Source organism: Mesorhizobium sp. A623 (genome assembly GCF_054489405.1).
This window is the reverse complement of sequence record NZ_JBTMXB010000002.1, coordinates 259,586-281,604: the sequence shown is the minus strand read 5'-3', so window position 1 is coordinate 281,604 and position 22,019 is coordinate 259,586. Positions and strand designations below refer to the sequence as shown.

The following is a 22,019-nucleotide window of genomic DNA, read 5'->3' as shown; positions in this document are numbered from 1 at the left end:
TTGCACTCGCCCGCATCATGCGACAATAGATGCGCCGCAGCATGGAAGCTGCGAAGTTCACCATCGGAGACATCAGCCATGGCCTTTCTCGCCGACGCCCTTTCCCGCGTAAAGCCTTCCGCGACCATCGCGGTCACGCAAAAGGCGCGCGAGCTGAAAAACGCGGGCCGCGACGTGATCGGCCTGGGTGCCGGCGAGCCCGATTTCGATACGCCCGACAACATCAAGAACGCGGCCATCGAAGCGATCCGCCGCGGCGAGACCAAATACCCGCCGGTCTCCGGCATCGCGCCGCTGCGCGAAGCGATCGCCAAGAAATTCAAGCGCGAGAACAATCTCGACTACAAGCCCGAGCAGACTATCGTCGGCACCGGCGGCAAGCAGATCCTATTCAACGCCTTCATGGCGACGCTGAACCCCGGCGACGAGGTCATCATCCCCCGCCCCTACTGGGTCAGCTACCCGGAAATGGTGGCGATCTGCGGCGGCACGTCGGTGTTCGCCGAGACCTCCATCGACAACGGCTTCAAGCTGACGGCCGAGGCGCTGGAAAAGGCGATCACGCCAAAAACCAAGTGGCTGTTGATGAACTCGCCGTCCAACCCTTCGGGCGCGGCCTATACCGAGGCCGAGTTGCGCGCGCTGGCCGACGTTCTGCTCAAGCATCCGCATGTCTGGACGCTGACCGACGACATGTATGAGCACCTGACCTATGGCGATTTCGTCTTCAAGACCATCGCCGAGGTCGAGCCGAAACTCTACGAGCGCACCCTGACCATGAACGGCGTGTCGAAAGCCTATGCCATGACCGGCTGGCGCATCGGCTATGCCGCCGGGCCGGTCCAGCTCATCAAGGCGATGGACATGATCCAGGGCCAGCAGACATCGGGCGCCTGCACCATCGCGCAATGGGCTTCCGTTGAAGCGCTAAACGGGCCGCAGGATTTCGTGCACAAGAACAAGGCGATCTTCCAGGCGCGCCGCGATCTCGTCGTGTCGATGCTGAACCAGGCGCGCGGCATTTCCTGCCCTTCGCCAGAAGGCGCGTTCTATGTTTACCCGTCCTGCGCCGAACTGATCGGCAAGAAGACGCAAGCCGGCAAGGTCATCGACACGGACGAGGCGTTCGCCTCCGAACTGCTGGAAGCCGAAGGCGTGGCAGTGGTGTTCGGCGGGGCGTTCGGCCTCGGCCCCAACTTCCGCATCTCCTACGCCACATCGGAGGCGCTGCTGGAAGAAGCCTGCACCCGCATCCAGCGTTTCACGGCAAGCCTGAAGTAACGCCGGCAACGCAAAGAAAAGATTCGAAAAGCCCGGCTTCGCGCCGGGTTTTTTCTGCCAGATGAAGCGGCGCCGGAGCGCCTTCGACGGAAGGGATGACTTAGTCGCCGAGCGCCTCGTGTAAAAAGGCACGTACGTCGCTTATGGACTGCTCGGCGGCAGCGGCATTGTACTCCACCCGGTGCCCGTAAGCCTCGATGCCAGTCTTGAATTCCGGGGCATCAAATGCGTGACGTGCACCCTTGTAGACGTTAAGCTGCACGGAGCTTCCCTTGCCACTGCGCTGGGCCATCATCCCCTGGCATTTCTTGACCGTACTCCAGTCGTCAAGTTCACCGACAAGGATCAAGGTCGGGACTGACATGTCGCCACTCGCTACCGAACAATTCGGATAATAGGCAATCGCTGCCTTGAATTTATGCCCCATCAGCCGCTCGGCGCCACCAAATTGCACGGCCTCGAGCGTTGCAAACCCGCCAGCCGAGAACCCCAAAACCGCGACACGCGAAGGGTCGACAAAGCCGTATTTTGACAGGAAATCCAGAGCGCCGTAGGCATCGTATACGCGGTCAACAAGCAGGCCATGGCAGGTATCGTGAATGCCGCGCGTGCTGAAACTGTCGACAACGAGCACGACGTAGCCCCAGGAGGACAGTCGCTCGGGCCAGGTTTGCTTGTCATCCGAGAGGATACCCGCACACCCGTGGAGAAGTACGATCGCGGCAAACGGCCCGTTACCTTGAGGTCGCGTCAGATATCCCTGCAACGATGTACCGGGAACCGTCTTCAGTACCTCGCCGTTTTGTTGTGCAATGCGCTGCTGAAACGGAGTCGGTTTCGCAGCCTCGCTTTCGAATTGCACTTGTTGGTCGGCGCTTGCATGCGCGATGCAGAGTTGGCTTGCGAGACCAAGGCAGGCTAGGCAAGCGATTTTCTTGAGCAGGCGCAATAATGGCTTGGCATGTGCCATTTGCTTGTCACTCCTTCCGCCTCACGCCCCGCCATATTGTTCGTCGCTGACCTTCTCCAGCCAGTCGACCGGGCTGCCGTCCTGCGCTTCCTGCATGGCGATGTGCGTCATCGCCGTTGTCGGCGCGGCACCGTGCCAGTGTTTTTCGCCCGGCGAAAACCAGACCGTATCGCCGGCCCTGATCTCGCGGATCGCTTCGCCCCAGACCTGCACAAGCCCCGCGCCCGCCGTCACATGAAGCGTCTGGCCAAGGGGGTGCGTATGCCAGGCGGTGCGCGCGCCCGGCTCGAAGCTGACGCAAGCGGCCCGCAGCCTTGCCGGCGCTTGCGCCTCGATGATCGGCTCGATCCTGACCCGGCCGGTAAAATAGCTGTCCGACGCGATGCTGCTCGCTGCGCTGCCGACGGGAACGATCTTCATCTCGGGTTCTCCTGCAAATTCGCGTGCCCCTTTGTCTGCCGGTTGCAGTCGATAGTCACCTATTTTCCTTGCCCCGATGTCAAACCCGTGTGACGATGCCGTGAAGGCAGGGAATGAAATCCCGCGACGGTCGAACGGGCCGGCCGCCGCTCCTTGGGGAAACGCCCGAGCGGAGGTCAGTCATGGAGAATCGCGCCGGAGGAAGACGCTCGGGGCCGAAGTGCATTGCCATCGTCGGTCCCTTTTCAAGCGGCAAGACCACCCTTCTCGAAGCCATTCTCGCCCGCACGGGCACTATTCCCCGCCAGAATCCAGTTTCTTCCGGCAACACCGTTTCCGACCATTCGCCCGAAGCCCGCGCCCACGCCATGAGCGTCGAGGCCGTGTTTGCCACCACCGAATTCATGGGCGAGAGCCTGACCTTCGTTGACTGTCCGGGCTCCATCGAATTCTCGTTCGAGGCCGAACCGGTGCTGGCTGCCTGCGACCTGGCCGTCGTGGTCGCCGAGGCCGATGAAAAGAAAATCCCGGCCCTTCAGCTCATCATGCGCAAGCTGGACGATCTCGGCATCCCGCGCATCCTGTTTCTCAACAAGGTCGACAAGGCCGTCGCCGGCGTGCGCGATACGCTGAAGATGCTGCAGCCGGCAAGCATCGCGCCGCTGCTGCTTCGGCAGGTGCCGCTGCGCAAGGACAATGTCGTCATTGGCTCGATCGACCTCGCGCTGGAGCGCGCCTACATCTACCGCGAATATGCCGAGAGCGAGATCGCCGAAATCCCAGGCGACGAGAAGGCACGCGAACTGGAGGCGCGCTTTTCCATGCTGGAGACGCTGGCCGACCATGACGACCAGCTGATGGAACAGTTGCTGGAAGAGATCGAGCCTCCGAAGGACAAGATTTTCGACGACCTCGCCGCCGATCTGCGTGACGGATCGGTAACGCCGGTGCTGATCGGCACGGCCGAAAAAGGCAACGGCGTGCTGCGCCTGCTCAAGGCGATTCGGCACGACGCGCCCGATGTCGAGGCGACCCGAAAACGCCTCGGCCTGCCCGACGGCAACGCGACGATTGCCCAGGTGATGAAGACCATCCATACGACGCATGCCGGCAAGCTTTCGGTAGCGCGTATCCTGTTCGGACAGGTCGCCGACGGCATGGAACTGACCTTGCCGAACGGCGAAACCGCAAGAATATCGGGAATCTATCGGATTTTGGGCAAGGACCAGACGAAACTGGCCTCGGCCAAGCCCGGCGATACGGTGGCGTTGGGCAAGCTGGAAGGCGCGCGGACAGGCCAGACCCTGACCACCGCCAAGACCGGCATTGCCCCGGCGATCGAACTGGCCCCGCCGCAACCCGTCTATGCCTTTGCGTTGCGCCCGAAAGAGCGCAAAGACGACGTAAAGATGTCGGCGGCCATCCAGCGGCTGGCGGAAGAGGATCCTTCGCTCAACCTGCACCACAATCAGGATTCGGCCGAGACGGTGCTGTCGGGGCATGGCGAAATGCATTTGCGCGTCGTGCGCGAGCGGCTGGAAGGGCGCAACCAGATCGCGGTCGACGGCCACCAGCCGGCCGTTCCCTATCGCGAGACGATCCGCAAAACGGTGCAGCAGCGCGGCCGCCACAAGAAGCAGTCGGGCGGCCATGGCCAGTTCGGCGACGTCGTCGTGGAGATAAAGCCGCTGCCGCGCGGATCGGGCTTCGAGTTCACCGACACCATCACCGGCGGCGCGGTGCCGAAAACCTACATCCAGTCGGTCGAAACGGGCGTGCGCGACTACATGAAGTCCGGCCCGCTCGGCTTCCCGGTCGTGGACATCGCCGTCAACCTGTCCGACGGCTCCTACCATGCCGTCGATTCCTCCGACATGGCGTTCCAGATGGCGGCCAAGCTCGCCATGAAGGAAGGCATGGCGCAATGCTCGCCCGTGCTGCTGGAGCCGATCATGAAGGTCGAGATCGTCACCCCGTCGGATGCCACGGCCAGGATCATCGCCTTGATTCCGCAGCGGCGCGGCCAGATCCTCGGCTACGATGCGCGACCTGGCTGGCCGGGCTGGGACGTGGTGGAAGCGACCATGCCGCAGGCCGACATCGGCGATCTGATCATCGAGCTTCGCTCGGCGACCGCGGGGGTGGCAACCTATCGCGCGGCGTTCGACCATATGGCGGAACTGACCGGACGCCTCGCCGACGAAGCGATGAACGCCAGCGGCAAGGCAGCCTGACGCTTGCTAGAGCATCGGACCGAAAAATGGAATCCGGTTTTCGGAAAATCCGATGCTCAAACAAAAGGATAGAGCGGGAGCGCGGGTTTATCCGAGCGTCCGCCGCTCTAGGGTGCTGCGGAAAACGAAAACGGCGCCCGAACCGATCGGGCGCCGTTTTACTTGCGGACCGTCTCCGTGGGAGCAGGGACGGCAGGTCCGCCGCACCGAAAATACCGGCGCTAAAGCATCGGACCGAAAAGCGGAATCCGGTTTTCGGGTTGTTCCGATGCTCACTCAACGAGCTAGATCCAGAAGGACTGCGATCTAGGCACGCGGCAAAAAAGCTGGACGCGGTCGCTGCCTGAGCCCGAGCCGATCGAATGGTGCCCCCACCTTCCGAACGGCTCACACCGCGTCCTATTATCTGGCTAAACCAAATCGACGATAGGGGAAACGTTACGGGGGGTTACACGTCACCGTTACGCCCTCTGCAAACGCAGCGGGTTCGAACCCGAACAGATTTTCGGCAACAAAAAAGCCGGATCAAGAGATCCGGCTGAGTTGAATGGAAGCGCCCGTTAGGGCTAAACCTCCAGAGGGGAACACTCGAGGACGCTAATGGGAGGAGAACGCGTCCAGGAGATGACCCATATATGCTCGTACCCGGCTCAATATTCAATAACCTATTTTGCAATGCACACATGCAAAAAGGGACCGGCTGTGGCACAACCCCCATCCTGCCGCGGTAAGGCCAGCCAAATCGATTAGTATTCGTGAAAAATACCCGCTGCCCGGCTGTGATCGATGCGCGGACTTCGCAAGCGCAACTCAGAGGAGACCGGTTCGGAAGCCGGCTCTATGGCACGTCTAGGCGATCAAAACGCCCAGTTGCGCGCCTTGCCGTAGAGAAAATCGCGAAACGCCTTGAGCTTGGCCTGGTTCTTCATGGCTTCGGGATAGACGAAGAACGTATCGAAGGACGGCCCTTCGAGTTCCGGGAGGACCGGCACCATCCCTGTGTCCTTGTCCGCCATATAGTCGGGCAGCATGGCGATGCCGACGCCACGCTTGGCGGCTCGGCGGATGGACATGAGGTCGTTGATCTGCAGCACCGGCTCCCGTTTGAAGCCCGACGCGCGGCCGATGGTTTCCAGCACATTGAGGCCGGCGAGATAATGCGGCACGGGCTCGCCGAAGGTGATGATCCTGTGCTTGTCCAGATCGGCGACCGACTTCGGCGTGCCGTGCTTGTCGAGATAGGACTGCGTCGCGAAGACATGCAGATGCACGGTAAAGAGACGACGCTGGATCAGGTCCGGCTGCTGCGGCTGGCGCAGGCGCAGGGCGCAGTCCGCCTGGCGCATGGTAAGATCCAGTTCCTCGTTGGTGAACACGAGTTGCAGGTTGATTTCCGGGTAAAGCTCGAAGAACTCCTTCGCACGCTCGGTCAGCCAGCCGGTGCCCAGGCCGACCGTCGTGGTTACGCGCAAGGTGCCGGACGGCTTGTCGGTGGTTTCGGAAAGCTGCGTCTTGACGTTTTCAAGCTGCATCAGCACATCGTGCGCCGTGCGGTAGAGCAATTCGCCCTGTTCGGTCAGCACCAGCCCGCGCGCGTGCCGATTGAACAACGGCACGCCAACGTCGTGCTCCAGAGCGCTGACCTGGCGGGAAATGGCCGATTGCGACAGGCGCAGAATTTCCGCGGCATGGGTAAACGACCCAGCCTCCGCCGCTGCGTGAAACACGCGTAGCTTGTCCCAATCCAACGCCATGGTTTCCCCTCTTATGATTTGGCGTCTGTGCGATAAATCAGCCTATTGAACGGCTACTCCGCCGCTTCTCTATGAACCTCTATGCCCGCAAGATATTTTTCCGCTTCCAGCGCCGCCATGCAGCCCAGACCGGCTGCGGTGACCGCCTGGCGATAGATGTCGTCGGTCACGTCGCCCGCGGCGAAAACCCCCGCTACGTCGGTACGCGTCGAATCGGGCGCCGTCCACAGATAGCCGTTCGGCTTCTGCTTCAGTTTGCCTTCGAACAGGCTGACCGCCGGTGCATGGCCGATGGCCACGAACACGCCATCCACCTTCAGATGCGTTTCCTGGCCGGTCGCGACATGGCGCAGTTTCAGCCCCTCGACCGAAGGCGGCAGCGGTGCCTTGCCCGGCCGCCCGGTAATCTCGTCGACCACCGTATCCCAGATGACGCGGACATTTTCCTTCTTGAGCAGACGCTCCCGCAGGATGCGCTCCGCGCGGAAATCGCTGCGCCGGTGGATAACCGTGACGCTCTTGGCCAGATTGGACAGGTAAAGCGCCTCTTCCACGGCCGAATTGCCGCCGCCAACGACCGCCACATCCTTGCCGCGATAGAAGAAGCCGTCGCAGGTCGCGCAGGCCGAAACGCCAAAGCCCATGAAGGTCTGCTCGGTCGGGATGCCCAGCCATTTCGCCTGCGCGCCGGTGGCGATGATCAGCGCATCGGCGGTGTAGAGCGTGCCGGAATCGCCCTTGGCGCGGAATGGTCGCGCATCCAGATCAACCTCGGTGATGATGTCGTTGACGATGTCGGTTCCGACGTTCTCGGCCTGCTTGAGCATCTCGCCCATCAGCCATGGCCCCTGGATCGGATCGCCGAAGCCGGGATAGTTTTCCACGTCGGTGGTGATCATCAATTGCCCGCCCTGCTCCAGGCCGGCGACCAGCATCGGCTTCAGCATGGCGCGTGCGGCGTAGATCGCCGCCGTGTAGCCGGCCGGGCCGGAACCGATGATAAGAACAGGCGCATGCTTGGTGTTCATGGAAGGAGCCTCTGCCGGGCAGCCGTTGACGGCGAAAAACGATTTTTGGTTTCAGCGGTAATGTAAGTGCTGCCCGCCATGCCAGCAAGCACGCTTGGTACAGTGTCCCCGGAAAGCTGGCGACCCGGCTCTCAAAATCGCGTATCGGAGGGCTGGCGCGCGCCGCAAAGTGGTTTATTGACGAACTCGCGACACAATCTTGCGCACGAAAACGGAAAGCCCCCATGCCGATCAAGGCCGATCTCGACGCCATCGACTGGAAAATCCTGCGCGAACTGCAAGCCAACGGGCGCATGACCAATGTGGAATTGTCGCATCGCGTCGGCATTTCCGCGCCGCCTTGCCTGCGGCGGGTCAAGCACCTGGAGGAAACGGGCGTCATCCGGGGCTATCGGGCGCTGCTCAATGCCCCGGCGCTGGGCATGGACGTGGTCGCCTTCTGCCTGGTCGGGCTGCACCACCAATCGGACCCCGAGTTGAAAAGCTTCGCCGAACTCACGCGCGGCTGGCCGATCGTGCGCGATGCGTGGATGGTTTCGGGCGAATCCGACTTTCTGCTGCATTGCGTCGCCAGCGATTTGCGCGCTTTCCAGACTTTTGTCATCGAAGTCCTGACTTCGGCGGCCAATGTCGACACGGTGCGCACCGCGCTGACCATTCGCCAGGTCAAGGATGAAGGCCTGGTGGAAATCAAAAAGCCCTGAAAGCCCGCGCGCCGGTCCACAATGGCCGGTCTTCGATCAGGGATTCCGCCACACCGCCTCATAGACGCCGCCGATACTCTCCGCCTCGCGGCGCAGCGGAAACATGGTTTTGACGCGGGCGAGCCCGTTTTCGCCATGGGCAGCCAGCAGGCCCGTGTCCGCCAGATAGCGCCCGGCCGCCTCGCTCAACGCGGCACTGTCGCCAACGGGTGTCACCGCGCCGGTTTCGCCGTCGACGATCAATTCGGAAAACGCCCCGACATCGGTCGCCACCACCGGCACGCCGCTGGCCATCGCCTCCAGCGGGGTCAGCCCGAAACCTTCCCAGCGCTGCGGCGCGACAAACAGCGAAAGCGCGCGATACCAGCGCTCGATGTCGGTATGCTCGCCCACGAACAGGATGTGATCTGCCAGACCCGCCTTTTCCACCCGTTCGCGCAATTCCGCCTCATAGGCCTGATGCTGCTGGGTGGCGCGGCCGGCTATGACCGCCGACCACCCCGGATAGCGCGGCAACAGATCGATCATCGCGTCGACAAACAGATCGGTGCCCTTTTGATGCCGGACGCGGCCAAAGCAGCCGACATAGTGTTGCGCCGGATCGAGGCCGACGGACCGCACCGCCTCCGCCCTGTCTGCCGGCACATGGAAGCGCGCGGTATCGATGCCGTGCATGATGACGGTGTTCGGCACGAGCAGGTAAGACGCTGTCTTGCGGCTGGTGGCGATGATCGCATCCATCCGCTGGATCAGAAAACGGGTCCAGCGCGAGTGGTGGCGTTGCGAGGCCGAGGTAAAGACAAGCTTGAGCGGCATGCGCAGCACGGACTTCAGTACCAGCCCGGCCAGCATCTCGACATTGCGGCGCGCATGCCAGATGCGCTTGCGCCCCGAAAGCGGCCGCTTCCACAGCAGCGGCAATTGCCACCAGCGCATTTTCGGCAAGGTGTCGGGCAGCCCCGGTCCGATCGTGGCTATCCCCGAATTGAGCGCCTGCAGCGGAACGAGCTGGATGATGGTGCTGGTGACGCCCGAGAGCCGCCGCTTCAGATTGGGAGCGACGACCTCGATCCGGCTCATGTCGACGGCGGCACGCCTCGCCGCCGAAACGGTCATGGCGTCACCGCGTGCGGACAGCGATCCATCGTTTCAGATGAACTGCACCTTGACGACCTCGTAGCCGCGCGCGCCGCCGGGCGCGTTGACCTCGACGGTGTCTCCCACTTCCTTGCCGATCAGCGCGCGCGCTATCGGCGAGGAAATGGAGATGCGGCCCAATTTCACGTCGGCTTCCTGGTCGCCGACGATCTTGTAGGTCTTCTTTTCTTCCGTATCCTCGTCAACGAGGGCGACGGTCGCGCCGAACTTGATCTTGTCGCCGCCAAGCTTGGAAATGTCGATAACCTCGGCCCGCGCGATAAAATCCTCGAGTTCGCCGACGCGGCCTTCATTCAGGCTCTGTTGTTCCTTGGCGGCATGATACTCGGCATTTTCGGAAAGATCGCCGTGCGAGCGCGCTTCCGAGATGGCCTCGATGATGCGCGGCCGCTCCTCCTGCTGGCGCCAACGCAGTTCTTCCTTCAGCGATTCGAAGCCTTCGCCTGTCATCGGGACCTTATTCATGGCCTACCTTCCTGCCGCCCATTCTTTCCAGATGGGGTTGTCACACAAAAAGAAAACGGCCCGCCGGATCAAACCAACGAAACCGTCTCACCTCGGATTCAACCCAATATAGCTATGTTTGCCTGCTTTTCACGCCCAAAAAACATCTTCCCAAAAAATAAGTGCGGGTGGTCGCTTTAGCCTTTGAAAATCAACGCCGCACCGCCGGCAATAAGGGCAAAGCCCAGCGCATGGTTCCAGGTCAACGCCTCCTTCAGGTAGAACACCGAAAACACGGCGAACACTGAAAGCGTGATGACTTCCTGCATCGTCTTCAGTTCGGCCGCCGAATAGACGCTGCTGCCGATACGATTGGCCGGCACGGCCAGCCAGTACTCGAAAAAGGCGATCATCCAGCTGACGACGACCGCCAGATAGATCGGCGATGCCTTGTATTTCAGGTGGCCGTACCACGCGAATGTCATGAACACATTGGAAGCGACGAGCATCAGGATGGGCAGAACCTTGGGCGACAAAAGCACGGCCATATGCGAACCAGTTCCGTTGGATGAGGACACGCCATTTCACGGCAAGCCGGCGCGCTGTCAATCGGCGCGCCGCCGGCTCACCGAAGAATGCGTGACGTGCCCGGCAAATAGGCTATCATCCGCCAGGCAGTACGGAGAAGGACGGTGCAGCAGCGTCTCGAACGGGAATGGGAGCTTTCGATAGGGCCTGACACCGTGCGCCTGTTCATCCTCAAGGCGAAAGGCCTGACGGCCGCCGTCAACGAGGATTACGCCGACGGCGCCGAACACGAGGTCGAACTGGACGGCAACAGCCGCGACACGCATCATCATGGCGGCCTGGCGGAAGAAAAGTCCGAAAACCTGGCTGAAGAAGAACTGCGCGAACTCATCAGCGACCTCAATGTCGACGAAGCGGCCGAACTGATCGCGCTGGCCTGGGTCGGCCGGGGCGACTACGCCGCCTTAGAATGGGCCGACGCCCTTGCCGCCGCACGCGAGCGCCCGCGCCGCCGCACCGCGAAATACCTGCTCGGCCTGCCGCAACTTGCCGACTGGCTGGAAGAAGGGCTGGAAACGATTGGCGCTTGATTTTACGACCGACCCGGCCGCCTCGACAGGCGTTGACGTAGAAGCCTTGTTCATCGGGAAGCTTGCTCCGCTCGGGCCGCAACGGGCACCGAGCGGCATCCGCAAAGCCAGGGCGGACGGACCGCAGGACGTCACCTCCGTCGGACTGCTGGGCGACCATCAGGGCGACACCAAAAGCCATGGCGGCCCCGAAAAAGCCCTGCATCACTATCCGCGCGACCACTATGCCGCTTGGGCAGCCGATGGCATCGAAGCGGTACCCGCCGCCTTCGGCGAAAACATCTCGACCTTCGGCCTGACGGAAGGCGACATCTGCATCGGCGACATCTATCGGCTTGGCAAAGCCGTGCTGCAGGTCAGCCAGGGACGCCAGCCCTGCTGGCGGCTGAACGCGCGTTTCGAGCGCCCCGACATGGCGTACCGCGTGCAAAAAACTGGCAGGACCGGTTGGTACTATCGCGTTCTCGGTGAGGGTACAGCCTCGGCCGGCGATGCGTTGACGCTGGAGGAGCGGCCGCAGCCGCACTGGCCGTTAACGCGCCTCATCGACCTGCTCTACACCCGTACGCTCGATCTGACCGCCCTTGCCGGTCTGGCCGCGATGCCCGAACTCGCCCCCTCCTGGCGCAACCTCGCCACGCGCCGCCTCGAAACAGGATCGGTCGAGAACTGGGAAAAAAGGCTGCGCGGCCGCACCTGACACACGCCGTCATCGAACGTGATGGTAGCGCGCGGCAACCATTCCCCCAGGCGCGCCGTTGCGAAAAAATGACATCGTTCCGCGTTCTTTCCCTGCCGCTTTTGCTCGCCGCCGGTGTTTTTGCCGGAACCGCAGCCATGGCCGGAACCCCGAAACTGCCGCCGAAAGCGCCGATCCCTCAAATGAGCGAGCGTGCGGTCGAAACACCACTTCCAGACGAGAAGCCCATCGCTCCGGCAGAGGATGAAAAACAGGCCTTGCCCGTCGAAACAGACGAAATTCCCGTTCCGCCAGCCAAACCTGCAGATGCCGTCGCTCCCGAAAAACCCACCGATGAGGCCAAAAAACTCGAAAAGAAGCCGATAGCGCCCGACCCACGTTCGACCGCCGCCCCGCTGATACCCATGCCAGACGAAGAAGTGGCCTGCCGGAAACGCTTGAACGCGCTTGGCGTGGAGTTCGAGGACAAGAAGGCCGAAAGCGACCCGGTAATCGGCTGTTCAATTCCCTATCCGCTGACGGTCAGGACGCTGGGTCCGGCTATTGCTATCGCGCCGGAGGCCGAGATGAATTGCCAGATGGCGGAAGCGGCAGCGCGTTTCATGGCCGAAACGGTCACGCCAGCGGCAAAGACCCGGTTCGGCGCTGGCCTGAAATCGATAAATCAGGCATCCGCCTATGTCTGCCGGCCCCGCCACAACGGCCGGAAAATGTCGGAGCATGCCTTCGGCAACGCACTCGATATCGCAAGCGTCACGCTGACCGATGGTACGAAGATCGCGGTCGAGCCGTCGCCGCCTGAAAAAGAAGCGAAATTCCTGGACGAAGTGCGCAAGGCGGCCTGCGGCCCGTTCAAGACCGTGCTCGGCCCTGGCAGCGATGCCGATCACGCCCTGCATTTCCACCTCGACCTAGAGCCGCGCCGCAACGGCGGCACTTTCTGCCAGTAGGTTGGTTGCCAGTAAGCCAGCCGCCGCAATTTGGCCGCAGCCATGAATTTCGGCGCTGGTTTTTCCTTTACCCTTCGCAGGTAGACTCTGTTCCATCATGGGACAGGAAGATGGATAGATGGCAGGCAAGGCGCGACCGCGGCGCGGGCGAATGCTGGCCGCCGGCCTTTGCGGCCTGACGGCGTTGGCGGCGCTCGCCGCCTGCACGACCGGCAACGTGCTGACGCTGGAGCCGGCGGTGGATGTCGGCACGACGACGGCGGCCCTGCCGGCCTACCCGCAAGCGCAGACGGTGGCTCCCACCGATCCCTACATGACGGTCGCCTATCCACGCATGGACGATCCCACACTGCCCTCCGAGCCAATGGCCCCCGAGCCGATGGCCGCCGACGAAATCGACTGCCGCAACGACCTCAAGCGGCTGGGCGTCGTCTACACCGATGTCGAGCCGATCCACGGTGGCGGCCAATGCGGCATCGACAACCCGGTGAAAGTCACCGCCATCGGCAGCGTCGCCATGAAACCGGCAGCGACGCTGACCTGCGACATGGCCGCTAGTTTCGCCAGATGGACGAAGAAGGAACTCGTTCCCTCGGCGCGCCTGCGGTATTTTTCGGGCGTCAAGGCGATCAACCAGGGATCGAGCTATTCCTGCCGCAAGATCGCCGGCGAACGCACCCTGTCCGAGCACGGCAAGGGCAACGCGCTCGACGTCATGAGCATCGAGTTGAACAATGGCGACACGATCGACGTGCGCAAGCCCGGCCTGTTTTCCTTCCGCCAGCGCGGCTTTCTCAACACCGTGCGCGCCGATGGCTGCGAATATTTCACCACCGTGCTTGGCCCCGGCTACAATTACGACCACCGCAACCATTTCCATTTCGACATCAAGAACCGCAAGAGCGGCTACCGCGCCTGCCGCTAGGCGGGCCTGAATTCATCGGGTTTTCATGGGCCGACGCAGTCTGAAACGGCGTACGATGATCTGGACGGCGGCATTTTGCGCCGCCTATGTCGCCATCGCCTATCTGGTTGCGCCGGAATTCTGGACCCTGCGCAGTTTCCTGCATGGTCCGCGGCCCTCGCAAATGCTGACGCGCACGCCGCAAGGCATCGCCGGCGACCCGATCAATGTCGGTCTCGTCGGCACCAAGGCGGAAGTCATCCATGCCTTTGGCGTTGCCAGATGGGACACCGCCGACGCGGTGACGCTGAGGACCGCCATCGAGATCGGCGAAAGCGTCCTGTTCGATCGTCCTTATCCGGATGCGCCGGTAAGCCGGTTGCTGTTCGAGGGCCGTCAGCAAGACCTCGCCTTCGAAAAACCTATCGGCAACAGCGCCGATCAGCGCCACCATGTGCGCCTGTGGCAGACCGGTGATGCCGGCGACGACGGGCGTCCGCTCTGGCTCGGCTCCGCCAGTTTCGACCGTGGCGTCGGCCTCAGCCACGACACCGGCGCCATCACCCATCATATCGGCCCCGACATCGACGCCGAGCGCGACCTGCTGATGGCCGACCTGTCCGACGCCGGCATGCTGCTCTCGACGAGCGAGATCGAGGGCATCGGCCCGACAAAAGCCGGTCGAAATGGCGGCGGCGACCCTTATTACACCGACGGCATGGCGCTGATCGGCCTGCTGCGGGCAAATTAGGTTTCGGTCGCGCTGCTCCTTTCGAAGGGGCACATGTAATGCTATTGACCGCCGATGCTTTATGTCGAAATCGCCATCGTGGTGGTCCTCATCTGCGTCAACGGCCTGCTGTCGATGTCGGAACTTGCCATCGTCTCGTCGCGGCCGGCAAGGCTCAAGGCGATGACCGACCGCGGCGTGAACGGCGCCGCGGTCGCGCTCGACCTTGGCTCCGACCCCGGCAAATTCCTGTCCTCGGTGCAGATCGGCATCACGCTGGTCGGCGTCCTGTCGGGCGCGTTTTCCGGCGCAACGCTTGGCCTGAGGCTTTCCATCTTCCTGCGGTCGTTCGGTGTCAGCGACAGCGTCGCAGACCCGACCGGGGTCGGCATCGTCGTCGCCGTCATCACCTATTTCTCGCTGATCGCGGGTGAACTGGTACCCAAGCAGATCGCGCTACGCGACCCCGAAAGGGTCGCATCCCGCGTCGCGCCGGCCATGGCGATGATCGCCAGGGTAGCCGCCCCGCTGGTGTGGCTGCTCGATATTTCCGGCCGCGGGCTTTTGTGGTTGCTCGGCCAGAGGGGCGAAAGCGAGGAAAAAGTCACCGACGAGGAAATCAAGATGCTGGTCGCAGAGGCCGAGCATCACGGCACCATCGAATCCGACGAGCGGCGCATGATTGCCGGCGTCATGCGGCTCGGCGACCGCGCCGTGCGCGCGGTGATGACGCCCCGGACCGAGGTCGACTGGATCGATCTTGGCACGGACGAAGCCGCGACCCGCAAGCTGCTGATGGAAACCCAGCACTCGCGCCTGCCGGCCTCCGACGGCGGCGTCGACGCCATGGTCGGCGTGGTGCAGACCCGCGACCTCTTGGCAGCGGCCCTTGCAGGGCGCAGCTTCGACCTGCGCCGGCATGTCCGCGCCGCGCCCATCGTCCACGACCAGGCGGATGCGCTGGACGTGCTGGCCAAGCTCAAGGAAAGCGACGTGCCGATGGCGCTCGTCCATGACGAGTACGGCCATTTCGAAGGCATCGTCACGCCGGCCGACATTCTGGAAGCCATCACCGGCGTGTTCCGGGCCGATCTCGATGCCGGCGACGAGAAGGAAAACGCCGTCAAGCGCGAGGACGGCTCGTGGCTGCTGGCCGGCTACATGCAGGCCGACGAGATGGCCGACACGCTGGGCATCGATCTGCCGGAACACCGCGACTACGAAACGGTTGCCGGCTATGTGCTGGCGCACATGCACCATTTGCCCGCAACCGGCGAGACGGTCGACGCGCAAGGCTGGCGCTTCGAAGTGGTCGACCTGGACGGCCGCCGCATCGACAAGCTCATTGCCACCCGTATCGCCAGCGAGAACCGCGACGCCGGGCGTTAGGCAATAGAAAAGCGACCGTCATCCTCGGGCTTGTCCCGAGGATCTGCCGACTCGGAAAACTGGCAGCTATTTTTTCTTCAACGTGCGTAGATCCTCGGGACAAGCCCGAGGATGACGATGGGCGCGGCACTTTGACACCGATCCGAGGTGCCGTAGAACGCCCTTTCCAGATACAGGTCGGTCCGACGCTCAGGCGGCCTGCGCCGTGCGGGCGTCGGCGTCGCGTGCCGTCTTCAACGCCTTGGCCCACCACGCCAGCTGGTTCAGCATGGCGGTGGCGCTCTGGTTGAGATGCTCGATTTCCTCGAGCTTCTTGCCCTGCTGCAACACGGCGACGAAATCGGGCATCAGGATGTGGACGCCGGCGCGGGTCGGGGCCATCTGCATTTCGACCGCGTGCAGGCGAAGCTGCTCGATGGCGCGGGCGGCACCGACGCCGCCATAGCCGACGAAGGCCGCAGGCTTGTTGTTCCATTCGTTGTAGGCATAGTCGATCGCGTTCTTGAGAACGGCCGTCGGCCCGCGATTATATTCGGCGGTGATGAAGATATAGCCGTCGAGTTCGTCGACCTTCTTCTGCCAGCGCTGGGCTACTTCGTTCTGCGACGGCGCCCAGGCGGGCGAGGTCGCCTCTTCGAAGAAAGGCATCGGATAGTCGCGCAAATCCACCACCTCGAAATCGAGATCGGTGTGCGCCTTGGCGATGTTGGCAATCCATTCGGTTGGCTTGTCGGCGAACCGGCTTGCACGGGTCGAACCGACGATGATGCCGATCTTGGGCTTGGACATTCGAAGTCTCCTATTCGGGGTACTGGTATAGATTGGATACTGGCGCTATATAGGTGACTGGGAATTTTGAGCGCAAGGAGGCACCTTTTTGAAACCTAGGCACCTGCACAACACCGAAGACTGCCGCGCCGTTTCCGAAATCCTGCAACGGGTCGGCGACAAATGGACGGTTCTGGTCGTCGGCAAGCTTGGCGACGGCTCGATGCGCTTCAACGAATTGCGCGCCGCTGTCGGCGGTATTTCACAAAAAATGCTGACGACGACGCTGCGCGCCCTGGAGCGCGACGGCTTTGTCACGCGCACGGTTTTCCCGACGATTCCGCCGCGAGTCGATTATGAGCTAACCGATCTCGGCCATGAATTGCTGGTTCCCGTCAGTGCCTTAGGAGAATGGGCGCGCATCAATACCGCTCGTGTGCGGCAAGCGCGCGAACGCTTCGACGGTGCGGCGGCCGCGTAGGTCCGCTCAGTTTTCGGGCGGTACCGGCACCGGTTTGCCGTCCTTGTCCAGCGCCACCATGACGAAATCCGCATGGGTGACCTTTTCCATCAGGTCTGAAAGGTAGCGCTGCGCCCACGCCTCCACCTTCAGCGTGATCGACGTGCGGCCGACGCGCTCCACATGCGTGTAGATGCACAGCGTGTCGCCGATCTTCATCGCCTTGGCGAAGGCCATTTCCTTGACCGCCGCCGTCACCACCCGGCCCCTCGCCCGCTCGGCGGCGCGGATGCCGCAGGCCAGATCCATCTGCGCCATCACCCAGCCGCCAAAAATGTCGCCGGCCGCATTGGCGTCCGAAGGCATGGCCAGCGTTCGCAGCGTCAGTTCGCCATGCGGCCTCCCGTCGGCATATCGGACCATTCGGCTTCCCCTCGACATCGGTGTTCCAACTACGGCGTACCGCCATGGCAAGAAGCCGTCAACGCGTTTGCCGGTCGCTTTTTTCACAGAGAACGCCGATGACACAGTGACGCGGCCAAGGCGCGGTGGCTAGGGTGGCGGCAGGACTCTGGAGCGCCCCTCAACCATGCAGACCTATGATTTCATCGTCGTCGGCTCCGGCTCGGCCGGATCGGTCGCGGCCGAGCGGCTGTCGGCATCCGGCCGCTTTTCCGTGCTCGTGCTGGAGGCCGGCGGCACAGACCGCCGCTTCTTCGTCCAGATGCCGCTCGGCTATGGAAAAACCTTCTTCGACCCGGCCGTGAACTGGAACTACAAGACCGAGCAGGACCCCGGCCTTGCCGGTAACGCCGATCACTGGCCGCGCGGAAAATTGCTGGGCGGCTCGAGTTCGATTAACGCCATGGTCTGGATCAGGGGCGCACGCGACGATTTCGATGCTTGGGCGGCGGCCGGCAATCCGGGCTGGGGCTATGACGATGTGCTGCCGGCGTTCAAGGCGATCGAGGACAACCAGGCCGGTGCCGACCAATGGCGCGGGGTCGGCGGCCCGCTCCACGTCACCGACTGCACGGCTGCGGTCCACCCGCTGAGCAAGCTCTATCTGGCGGCGGCGCAGCAGGTCGGCCTGCCGCTCAACCCCGATTTCAACGGCGCTTCCCAGGAAGGCGTCGGCATCTACCAGATATCGACCCGCAACGGCCGTCGCATGTCGGCTGCGCGCGCCTTCCTGCGTCCGGCGATGAAGCGCGGGAACGTCCGCGTCGAGACGAACGCGCTGGCGACGAAAATCCTGTTCGAGGGGACTCGCGCGGTCGGCGTCGAATATGAGCAGAACGGCGAAACGAAAAGCGCCCGCGCCGGCCGCGAGATCATCGTCTCGGGCGGGTCGATCAACACGCCGCAATTGCTGCAACTTTCCGGCATCGGCCCGGCAGAACTGCTGCAAGGGTTGGGCATTCCCGTCGTCCACGCCAACCAAAATGTCGGCGCGAACCTTCAGGACCATGTCGGCATCAACTACACCTACAAGGGCCGCACGGCGACGCTGAACCAGATCCTGCGACCATGGTGGGGCAAGCTGGCGGTCGGCATGCAGTACCTTCTGCTGCGCTCCGGCCCGCTGTCGCTGTCGATGAACAATGCCGGCGGCTTCTTCCGCACCGATCCGGCGCTAGCGCGGCCGAACATGCAGCTTTACTTCCAGGCGTTTTCCACCGTCATCCCCAAGAGCGGCGAGCGCCCGATCCTGACCCCCGACCCATGGCCCGGCTTTTCCATCGGCCTGTCCAATTGCCGCCCGTCGAGCCGCGGCGAGATCATGATCCGCACGAATAATCCGCACGATTATCCCAAGATCGTCGCCAATGCCTACTCGACCGAGCATGACGTGGCCGAGATGCTGGCGGCGGTAAAATTCGTGCGGAAAATCGCCTCGATGCCGGCCATGGCGGAAAATATCGTCGAGGAAATTCTGCCAGGCCCTTCAACCACTTCGGACGCCGATTTGATTCAAGACTTCCGCCGCCGTTCGGGAACGGTCTATCACCCGGTCTCGACCTGCCGCATGGGGCCGAACGCTTCGCGCGCCGTGGTCGACCCGCGCCTGAAGGTGCACGGGCTTTCCGGCCTGCGCATCATCGACGCCTCGATCTTTCCGGACAATATCTCCGGCAACACCAACGCCGCATCGACCATGACCGGCTGGAAAGGCGCGGAAATGGTTCTGGAGGATCAGACATGAAAATCACCGACGTAAAAACCTTCGTCGTCGGCAACCCGCCCCCCGGCATCGGCGGCAAGTATTTCATATTCGTCAAGCTGACCACCGATGGCGGCGTCGTCGGTTATGGCGAGGCCTATAACGCCACCTTCTCGGCCCATGTCACCGCCCGCATGATCGAGGACATGGCCGAGCGCTATCTGGTCGGCCGCGACCCGCACGACATCGAAACCTTCTTCCGCCGCTGCTACTCGTCCGGCTTCACGCAGCGCCCCGACGTTTCCGCCATGGGCTGCTTTTCCGCGCTCGAAATTGCCTGCTGGGACATCATCGGCAAGGAAGCAGGCAAACCGGTCTATCAATTGCTGGGCGGGCAGGTGCACGAGAAACTGCGCACCTACACCTATCTCTACCCGCACAGCGGCAGCGTCCATACCGAGGATGTTTCAGGCAAGAATGTCTACAACCACCCCGACCTCGCTGCCGAATGCGCGGTCCGCTACGTCGAGCAGGGTTTTACCGCCGTAAAGCTGGACCCCGCCGGTCCCTACACCGCCTTCGACGGCCACCAGCCGCGCCTTGCCGACATCGACCTGTCGGCGCGCATGATGAAGGCGATCCGCGAGGCGGTCGGCACCAGAGCCGACATCCTGTTCGGCACGCATGGCCAGTTCACGGCGTCGGGCGCGCTGCGCATGGCGGCGGCGATCGAGCCCTATGATCCGCTATGGTTCGAGGAACCGGTGCCGCCGGACATGCCCGAAGTGATGGCGCAAGTGGCGCGCGGAACGCGCATCCCCATCGCCACCGGTGAACGCCTGACCACCAAGTTCGAATTCGCCCGAATTATCGAGAACCGCGCGGCGGCGATTCTGCAGCCCGACCTAGGCCGCTCCGGCGGCATTCTGGAAACCAAGAAGATTGCGGCGATGGCCGAGGCCTATCACATCCAGATCGCCCCGCATTGCTATTGCGGCCCCATCGTCGGCGCCGCCAACATCCAGCTTGCGGTGACGCTGCCGAATTTCCTCATCCTGGAATCGCTGAAGCAGTGGGACGGTTTCCATGCCACGCTGCTCAGGAAAAAAATCGAATGGCAGGACGGTAACGTCATCCCGTCGAAGGAACCCGGCCTCGGCGTCGAACTGGACGAGGCGGTCTGCGAGGCGCATCCCTATGACGGCAAGGCGCTGCATCTGGAGATGATGCAGGACCCGCTGATGCCGTGATGGGTAGGCGGTGAAATACCCGACCACCGTCATCCCGGAAGCCAGCGTCGGAGCGTAGCGATGGCGAGGCTGTCCGGGACCCATGCCGTTACCTGTCAATGTCGAGGCATGGATTCCCGACACGCTCCACTCCCTACGGTCGCTCACGCGGCCGCGAATGACGGGAAATATAGCTGAAAATCAACGAGCTACAGCAAACACCCGAATCAACATCTCAACCTCAGCGCCCCCGGCAGAATCTCGAATGTCGCGGGAATGCGCCCCGGCGATTCCCCGTCTATGTCGACCAGCGCGCTGTCCCCTTCGCCGACAGGTTCGACCACCACCTTTCGTCCGCGCAAAATGGTGATGGAAGGATGATCGCGGTGCCGGCCGCCATAGAGCAGGCGGATATCCTGGATCAGCTTCAGCTTGCTGGCCGCGCGCAGGATGACGATGTCGAACTGGCCGTCGTCAAGCAGGGCGTCGGGCGCGATCATCATGCCACCGCCGAAGAAGCGGCCATTGGCGACCGCCACCAGCGCCATTTTCGCCTCGACCGGCTCGCCGTCATCGATGGTGATGCGCACGCTCTGGAAACGGTAGCGGATGAACTCGAACACGGTGCGCCAGAAGAACAGCGCCTTGGCGGAAACCCTGCCCTTGCGCTTGTCGGCGTTGACGGCGCGGTCGGTTGCGCCTGAAAGGCCGAGGCTGGCGATGTTGATGAAATGCCGGCTGGCCAGCGCGCCGTCGTCGCTGACATAGGAGATGCGGCCGGCATCGATCCGGCGGCCCTTCGCTTCTTCTATCTGCTTGAGCGAGGCTTCGAGATCGCCAGACAGGCCAAGGCCACGCGCGAAATCGATGCCGGTGCCGCAGGGCAACAAGGCCAATGCCGCCGTGCCCCGGCCTTCAATCGACGCCTGCAGCAACCCGTCCGCCGCTTCGCTGGCGGTGCCGTCGCCGCCGGCCGCGATCACCAGATCGAACCCTTCGGCCGAAAGGTCGAAAGCCAGCCGGGCGGCGTCGCCCGAGCCTTGCGTCTCATGCAGTTCGAACGCACCGAAATGCCGGATGAGCGCGGCAGCCACTTCCGGCCAGTTTCGCTTTAGCCCGCCGCCCCCGGCGACGGGATTCAAGATCACGCCTACCTTCAAGCAAGAGCCCTTCCCCGAATCCGGCTGCCGGCCATTGAAGCGTGGCCACGGCGCGCCCGCAAGCACAAATCGTACGCAGCCAGAGGCAATGCTTTTGCCTTTGTTCTTGGTCCAGCCATCCGCCCGCTTCACAGAAATGGACAAATCTGGCATAGCGCGGATTGCGCACCGTGCGCATTGGAAAGCGACCACCTTGCACCCCCTCTTCGAAGTCGTCGGCTCGATTGCAGCCGTCATAACCACGCTCGCATGGCTGCCGCAGATCGTGAAAATTCTGCGCGAACGCCAGGCACGCGATATCTCGCTGGTCACTACCGCAGCACTCGCCACCGGTGTCTTCCTGTGGATCGTCTACGGCCTTGCCATCGGCTCGCTGCCGGTAGTCCTCTCCAACGCGGTAACGTTCCTGTTCATCGTCGTGATCGTCGGCCTGAAACTGCGCTTCGGCTGAGAA

23 protein-coding genes are annotated in these 22,019 nt (G+C 62.8%); 13 read left to right on the top strand and 10 right to left on the bottom strand.

The window, feature by feature from the left end; all coding sequences use genetic code 11:
* Nucleotides 1–78: 78 nt before the first annotated feature.
* Nucleotides 79–1,281, top strand: a complete 1,203-nt coding sequence (locus ACX3P1_RS03615; protein WP_459078170.1) for a pyridoxal phosphate-dependent aminotransferase — start codon at nt 79–81, stop codon at nt 1,279–1,281.
* 100 nt (nt 1,282–1,381) lie between these two features.
* Here the strand turns inward: ACX3P1_RS03615 and ACX3P1_RS03610 are convergent, their stop codons facing one another.
* Both ACX3P1_RS03610 and ACX3P1_RS03605 read right to left on the bottom strand, forming a co-directional pair.
* The gene (locus tag ACX3P1_RS03610) at nt 1,382–2,251 is read right to left on the bottom strand and encodes a dienelactone hydrolase family protein (protein ID WP_459078169.1); all 870 of its coding nucleotides are present in this window, start codon (nt 2,249–2,251) and stop codon (nt 1,382–1,384) included.
* 21 nt (nt 2,252–2,272) lie between these two features.
* Nucleotides 2,273–2,671, bottom strand: a complete 399-nt coding sequence (locus tag ACX3P1_RS03605) for a (R)-mandelonitrile lyase (RefSeq protein WP_459078168.1) — start codon at nt 2,669–2,671, stop codon at nt 2,273–2,275.
* A 182-nt stretch (nt 2,672–2,853) separates the two neighbouring features.
* On the opposite strand from ACX3P1_RS03605, the gene ACX3P1_RS03600 reads away from it, so the two are divergent.
* Nucleotides 2,854–4,905 (top strand): elongation factor G, encoded by a 2,052-nt coding sequence (locus tag ACX3P1_RS03600; protein ID WP_459078167.1) that lies wholly within the window; start codon nt 2,854–2,856, stop codon nt 4,903–4,905.
* A gap of 857 nt (nt 4,906–5,762) precedes the next feature.
* Here ACX3P1_RS03600 and ACX3P1_RS03595 read toward each other — a convergent pair.
* A complete protein-coding gene (locus ACX3P1_RS03595; protein WP_459078166.1) occupies nt 5,763–6,659 on the bottom strand; it encodes a LysR family transcriptional regulator in 897 nt (298 codons plus the stop codon).
* Between the two features lie 53 nt (nt 6,660–6,712).
* Entirely contained in the window at nt 6,713–7,687 is a 975-nt protein-coding gene (trxB, locus tag ACX3P1_RS03590; protein WP_459078165.1) for a thioredoxin-disulfide reductase, read from the bottom strand.
* A 224-nt stretch (nt 7,688–7,911) separates the two neighbouring features.
* On the opposite strand from trxB, the gene ACX3P1_RS03585 reads away from it, so the two are divergent.
* Nucleotides 7,912–8,391, top strand: a complete 480-nt coding sequence (locus tag ACX3P1_RS03585; protein WP_459078164.1) for an Lrp/AsnC family transcriptional regulator — start codon at nt 7,912–7,914, stop codon at nt 8,389–8,391.
* A 36-nt stretch (nt 8,392–8,427) separates the two neighbouring features.
* Here ACX3P1_RS03585 and ACX3P1_RS03580 read toward each other — a convergent pair whose 3' ends face one another.
* The 3 genes from ACX3P1_RS03580 to ACX3P1_RS03570 all read right to left on the bottom strand — a co-directional run bounded on the left by ACX3P1_RS03580 (nt 8,428) and on the right by ACX3P1_RS03570 (nt 10,541).
* A complete protein-coding gene (locus tag ACX3P1_RS03580; protein WP_459078163.1) occupies nt 8,428–9,507 on the bottom strand; it encodes a glycosyltransferase family 4 protein in 1,080 nt (359 codons plus the stop codon).
* Nucleotides 9,508–9,540: 33 nt separating this feature from the next.
* Nucleotides 9,541–10,014 (bottom strand): transcription elongation factor GreA, encoded by a 474-nt coding sequence (gene greA, locus ACX3P1_RS03575; protein ID WP_459078162.1) that lies wholly within the window; start codon nt 10,012–10,014, stop codon nt 9,541–9,543.
* Between the two features lie 176 nt (nt 10,015–10,190).
* On the bottom strand, nt 10,191–10,541 hold the full coding sequence (locus ACX3P1_RS03570) for a DMT family protein (RefSeq protein WP_459078161.1): 351 nt from the start codon (nt 10,539–10,541) through the stop codon (nt 10,191–10,193).
* Nucleotides 10,542–10,685: 144 nt separating this feature from the next.
* Here ACX3P1_RS03570 and ACX3P1_RS03565 point away from each other — a divergent pair, with 144 nt between their 5' ends.
* The 6 genes from ACX3P1_RS03565 to ACX3P1_RS03540 all read left to right on the top strand — a co-directional run bounded on the left by ACX3P1_RS03565 (nt 10,686) and on the right by ACX3P1_RS03540 (nt 15,784).
* The gene (locus ACX3P1_RS03565) at nt 10,686–11,111 is read left to right on the top strand and encodes a DUF3775 domain-containing protein (protein WP_459078160.1); all 426 of its coding nucleotides are present in this window, start codon (nt 10,686–10,688) and stop codon (nt 11,109–11,111) included.
* Nucleotides 11,101–11,811, top strand: a complete 711-nt coding sequence (locus ACX3P1_RS03560) for an MOSC domain-containing protein (protein WP_459078159.1) — start codon at nt 11,101–11,103, stop codon at nt 11,809–11,811. The genes ACX3P1_RS03565 and ACX3P1_RS03560 overlap by 11 nt, the downstream gene beginning before the upstream one ends.
* A 68-nt stretch (nt 11,812–11,879) precedes the next feature.
* The gene (locus ACX3P1_RS03555; protein ID WP_459078158.1) at nt 11,880–12,761 is read left to right on the top strand and encodes an extensin-like domain-containing protein; all 882 of its coding nucleotides are present in this window, start codon (nt 11,880–11,882) and stop codon (nt 12,759–12,761) included.
* 118 nt (nt 12,762–12,879) lie between these two features.
* Nucleotides 12,880–13,686, top strand: a complete 807-nt coding sequence (locus ACX3P1_RS03550; protein ID WP_459078157.1) for an extensin-like domain-containing protein — start codon at nt 12,880–12,882, stop codon at nt 13,684–13,686.
* Nucleotides 13,687–13,711: 25 nt separating this feature from the next.
* Nucleotides 13,712–14,416, top strand: coding sequence for an LssY C-terminal domain-containing protein (locus tag ACX3P1_RS03545; RefSeq protein ID WP_459078156.1), 705 nt, complete (start codon nt 13,712–13,714; stop codon nt 14,414–14,416).
* A 54-nt stretch (nt 14,417–14,470) separates the two neighbouring features.
* Nucleotides 14,471–15,784, top strand: a complete 1,314-nt coding sequence (locus ACX3P1_RS03540; protein ID WP_459078155.1) for a hemolysin family protein — start codon at nt 14,471–14,473, stop codon at nt 15,782–15,784.
* A gap of 189 nt (nt 15,785–15,973) precedes the next feature.
* Here ACX3P1_RS03540 and ACX3P1_RS03535 read toward each other — a convergent pair whose 3' ends face one another.
* Nucleotides 15,974–16,573: an NADPH-dependent FMN reductase gene (locus ACX3P1_RS03535; protein WP_459078154.1), complete on the bottom strand. Its 600-nt coding sequence runs from the start codon at nt 16,571–16,573 to the stop codon at nt 15,974–15,976.
* A gap of 88 nt (nt 16,574–16,661) precedes the next feature.
* Here ACX3P1_RS03535 and ACX3P1_RS03530 point away from each other — a divergent pair, with 88 nt between their 5' ends.
* The gene (locus tag ACX3P1_RS03530; RefSeq protein WP_459078153.1) at nt 16,662–17,033 is read left to right on the top strand and encodes a winged helix-turn-helix transcriptional regulator; all 372 of its coding nucleotides are present in this window, start codon (nt 16,662–16,664) and stop codon (nt 17,031–17,033) included.
* Between the two features lie 6 nt (nt 17,034–17,039).
* Here ACX3P1_RS03530 and ACX3P1_RS03525 read toward each other — a convergent pair whose 3' ends face one another.
* Nucleotides 17,040–17,435, bottom strand: coding sequence for an acyl-CoA thioesterase (locus tag ACX3P1_RS03525; protein ID WP_459078152.1), 396 nt, complete (start codon nt 17,433–17,435; stop codon nt 17,040–17,042).
* A 166-nt stretch (nt 17,436–17,601) separates the two neighbouring features.
* On the opposite strand from ACX3P1_RS03525, the gene ACX3P1_RS03520 reads away from it, so the two are divergent.
* Nucleotides 17,602–19,218 (top strand): GMC family oxidoreductase, encoded by a 1,617-nt coding sequence (locus ACX3P1_RS03520; RefSeq protein ID WP_459078151.1) that lies wholly within the window; start codon nt 17,602–17,604, stop codon nt 19,216–19,218.
* A complete protein-coding gene (locus tag ACX3P1_RS03515; RefSeq protein ID WP_459078150.1) occupies nt 19,215–20,426 on the top strand; it encodes a mandelate racemase/muconate lactonizing enzyme family protein in 1,212 nt (403 codons plus the stop codon). The genes ACX3P1_RS03520 and ACX3P1_RS03515 overlap by 4 nt, the downstream gene beginning before the upstream one ends.
* Nucleotides 20,427–20,632: 206 nt before the next feature.
* On the opposite strand, the gene ACX3P1_RS03510 is transcribed toward ACX3P1_RS03515, so the two are convergent.
* Complete coding sequence (locus ACX3P1_RS03510) at nt 20,633–21,553, bottom strand: diacylglycerol/lipid kinase family protein (RefSeq protein WP_459078149.1); 921 nt, start codon at nt 21,551–21,553, stop codon at nt 20,633–20,635.
* 205 nt (nt 21,554–21,758) lie between these two features.
* On the opposite strand from ACX3P1_RS03510, the gene ACX3P1_RS03505 reads away from it, so the two are divergent.
* Nucleotides 21,759–22,016 carry a SemiSWEET family sugar transporter gene (locus ACX3P1_RS03505; protein WP_459078148.1) on the top strand — a complete coding sequence of 86 codons (258 nt, stop codon included), beginning with the start codon at nt 21,759–21,761 and terminating at the stop codon, nt 22,014–22,016.
* The last annotated feature ends 3 nt before the right edge of the window (nt 22,017–22,019 follow it).

What these genes read in the sequence shown, in the direction of transcription:
- ACX3P1_RS03545 (WP_459078156.1), top strand. Translation starts at nt 13,712, where the DNA reads ATGGGCCGACGCAGTCTGAAACGGCGTACGATGATCTGGACGGCGGCA.
- ACX3P1_RS03600 (WP_459078167.1), top strand. Translation starts at nt 2,854, where the DNA reads ATGGAGAATCGCGCCGGAGGAAGACGCTCGGGGCCGAAGTGCATTGCC.
- greA (WP_459078162.1), bottom strand. Translation starts at nt 10,014, where the DNA reads ATGAATAAGGTCCCGATGACAGGCGAAGGCTTCGAATCGCTGAAGGAA.
- ACX3P1_RS03535 (WP_459078154.1), bottom strand. Translation starts at nt 16,573, where the DNA reads ATGTCCAAGCCCAAGATCGGCATCATCGTCGGTTCGACCCGTGCAAGC.
- ACX3P1_RS03580 (WP_459078163.1), bottom strand. Translation starts at nt 9,507, where the DNA reads ATGACCGTTTCGGCGGCGAGGCGTGCCGCCGTCGACATGAGCCGGATC.
- ACX3P1_RS03605 (WP_459078168.1), bottom strand. Translation starts at nt 2,671, where the DNA reads ATGAAGATCGTTCCCGTCGGCAGCGCAGCGAGCAGCATCGCGTCGGAC.
- ACX3P1_RS03520 (WP_459078151.1), top strand. Translation starts at nt 17,602, where the DNA reads ATGCAGACCTATGATTTCATCGTCGTCGGCTCCGGCTCGGCCGGATCG.
- ACX3P1_RS03525 (WP_459078152.1), bottom strand. Translation starts at nt 17,435, where the DNA reads ATGGTCCGATATGCCGACGGGAGGCCGCATGGCGAACTGACGCTGCGA.
- ACX3P1_RS03615 (WP_459078170.1), top strand. Translation starts at nt 79, where the DNA reads ATGGCCTTTCTCGCCGACGCCCTTTCCCGCGTAAAGCCTTCCGCGACC.
- ACX3P1_RS03555 (WP_459078158.1), top strand. Translation starts at nt 11,880, where the DNA reads ATGACATCGTTCCGCGTTCTTTCCCTGCCGCTTTTGCTCGCCGCCGGT.
- trxB (WP_459078165.1), bottom strand. Translation starts at nt 7,687, where the DNA reads ATGAACACCAAGCATGCGCCTGTTCTTATCATCGGTTCCGGCCCGGCC.
- ACX3P1_RS03585 (WP_459078164.1), top strand. Translation starts at nt 7,912, where the DNA reads ATGCCGATCAAGGCCGATCTCGACGCCATCGACTGGAAAATCCTGCGC.
- ACX3P1_RS03550 (WP_459078157.1), top strand. Translation starts at nt 12,880, where the DNA reads ATGGCAGGCAAGGCGCGACCGCGGCGCGGGCGAATGCTGGCCGCCGGC.
- ACX3P1_RS03570 (WP_459078161.1), bottom strand. Translation starts at nt 10,541, where the DNA reads ATGGCCGTGCTTTTGTCGCCCAAGGTTCTGCCCATCCTGATGCTCGTC.
- ACX3P1_RS03540 (WP_459078155.1), top strand. Translation starts at nt 14,471, where the DNA reads ATGCTTTATGTCGAAATCGCCATCGTGGTGGTCCTCATCTGCGTCAAC.
- ACX3P1_RS03515 (WP_459078150.1), top strand. Translation starts at nt 19,215, where the DNA reads ATGAAAATCACCGACGTAAAAACCTTCGTCGTCGGCAACCCGCCCCCC.
- ACX3P1_RS03595 (WP_459078166.1), bottom strand. Translation starts at nt 6,659, where the DNA reads ATGGCGTTGGATTGGGACAAGCTACGCGTGTTTCACGCAGCGGCGGAG.
- ACX3P1_RS03610 (WP_459078169.1), bottom strand. Translation starts at nt 2,251, where the DNA reads ATGGCACATGCCAAGCCATTATTGCGCCTGCTCAAGAAAATCGCTTGC.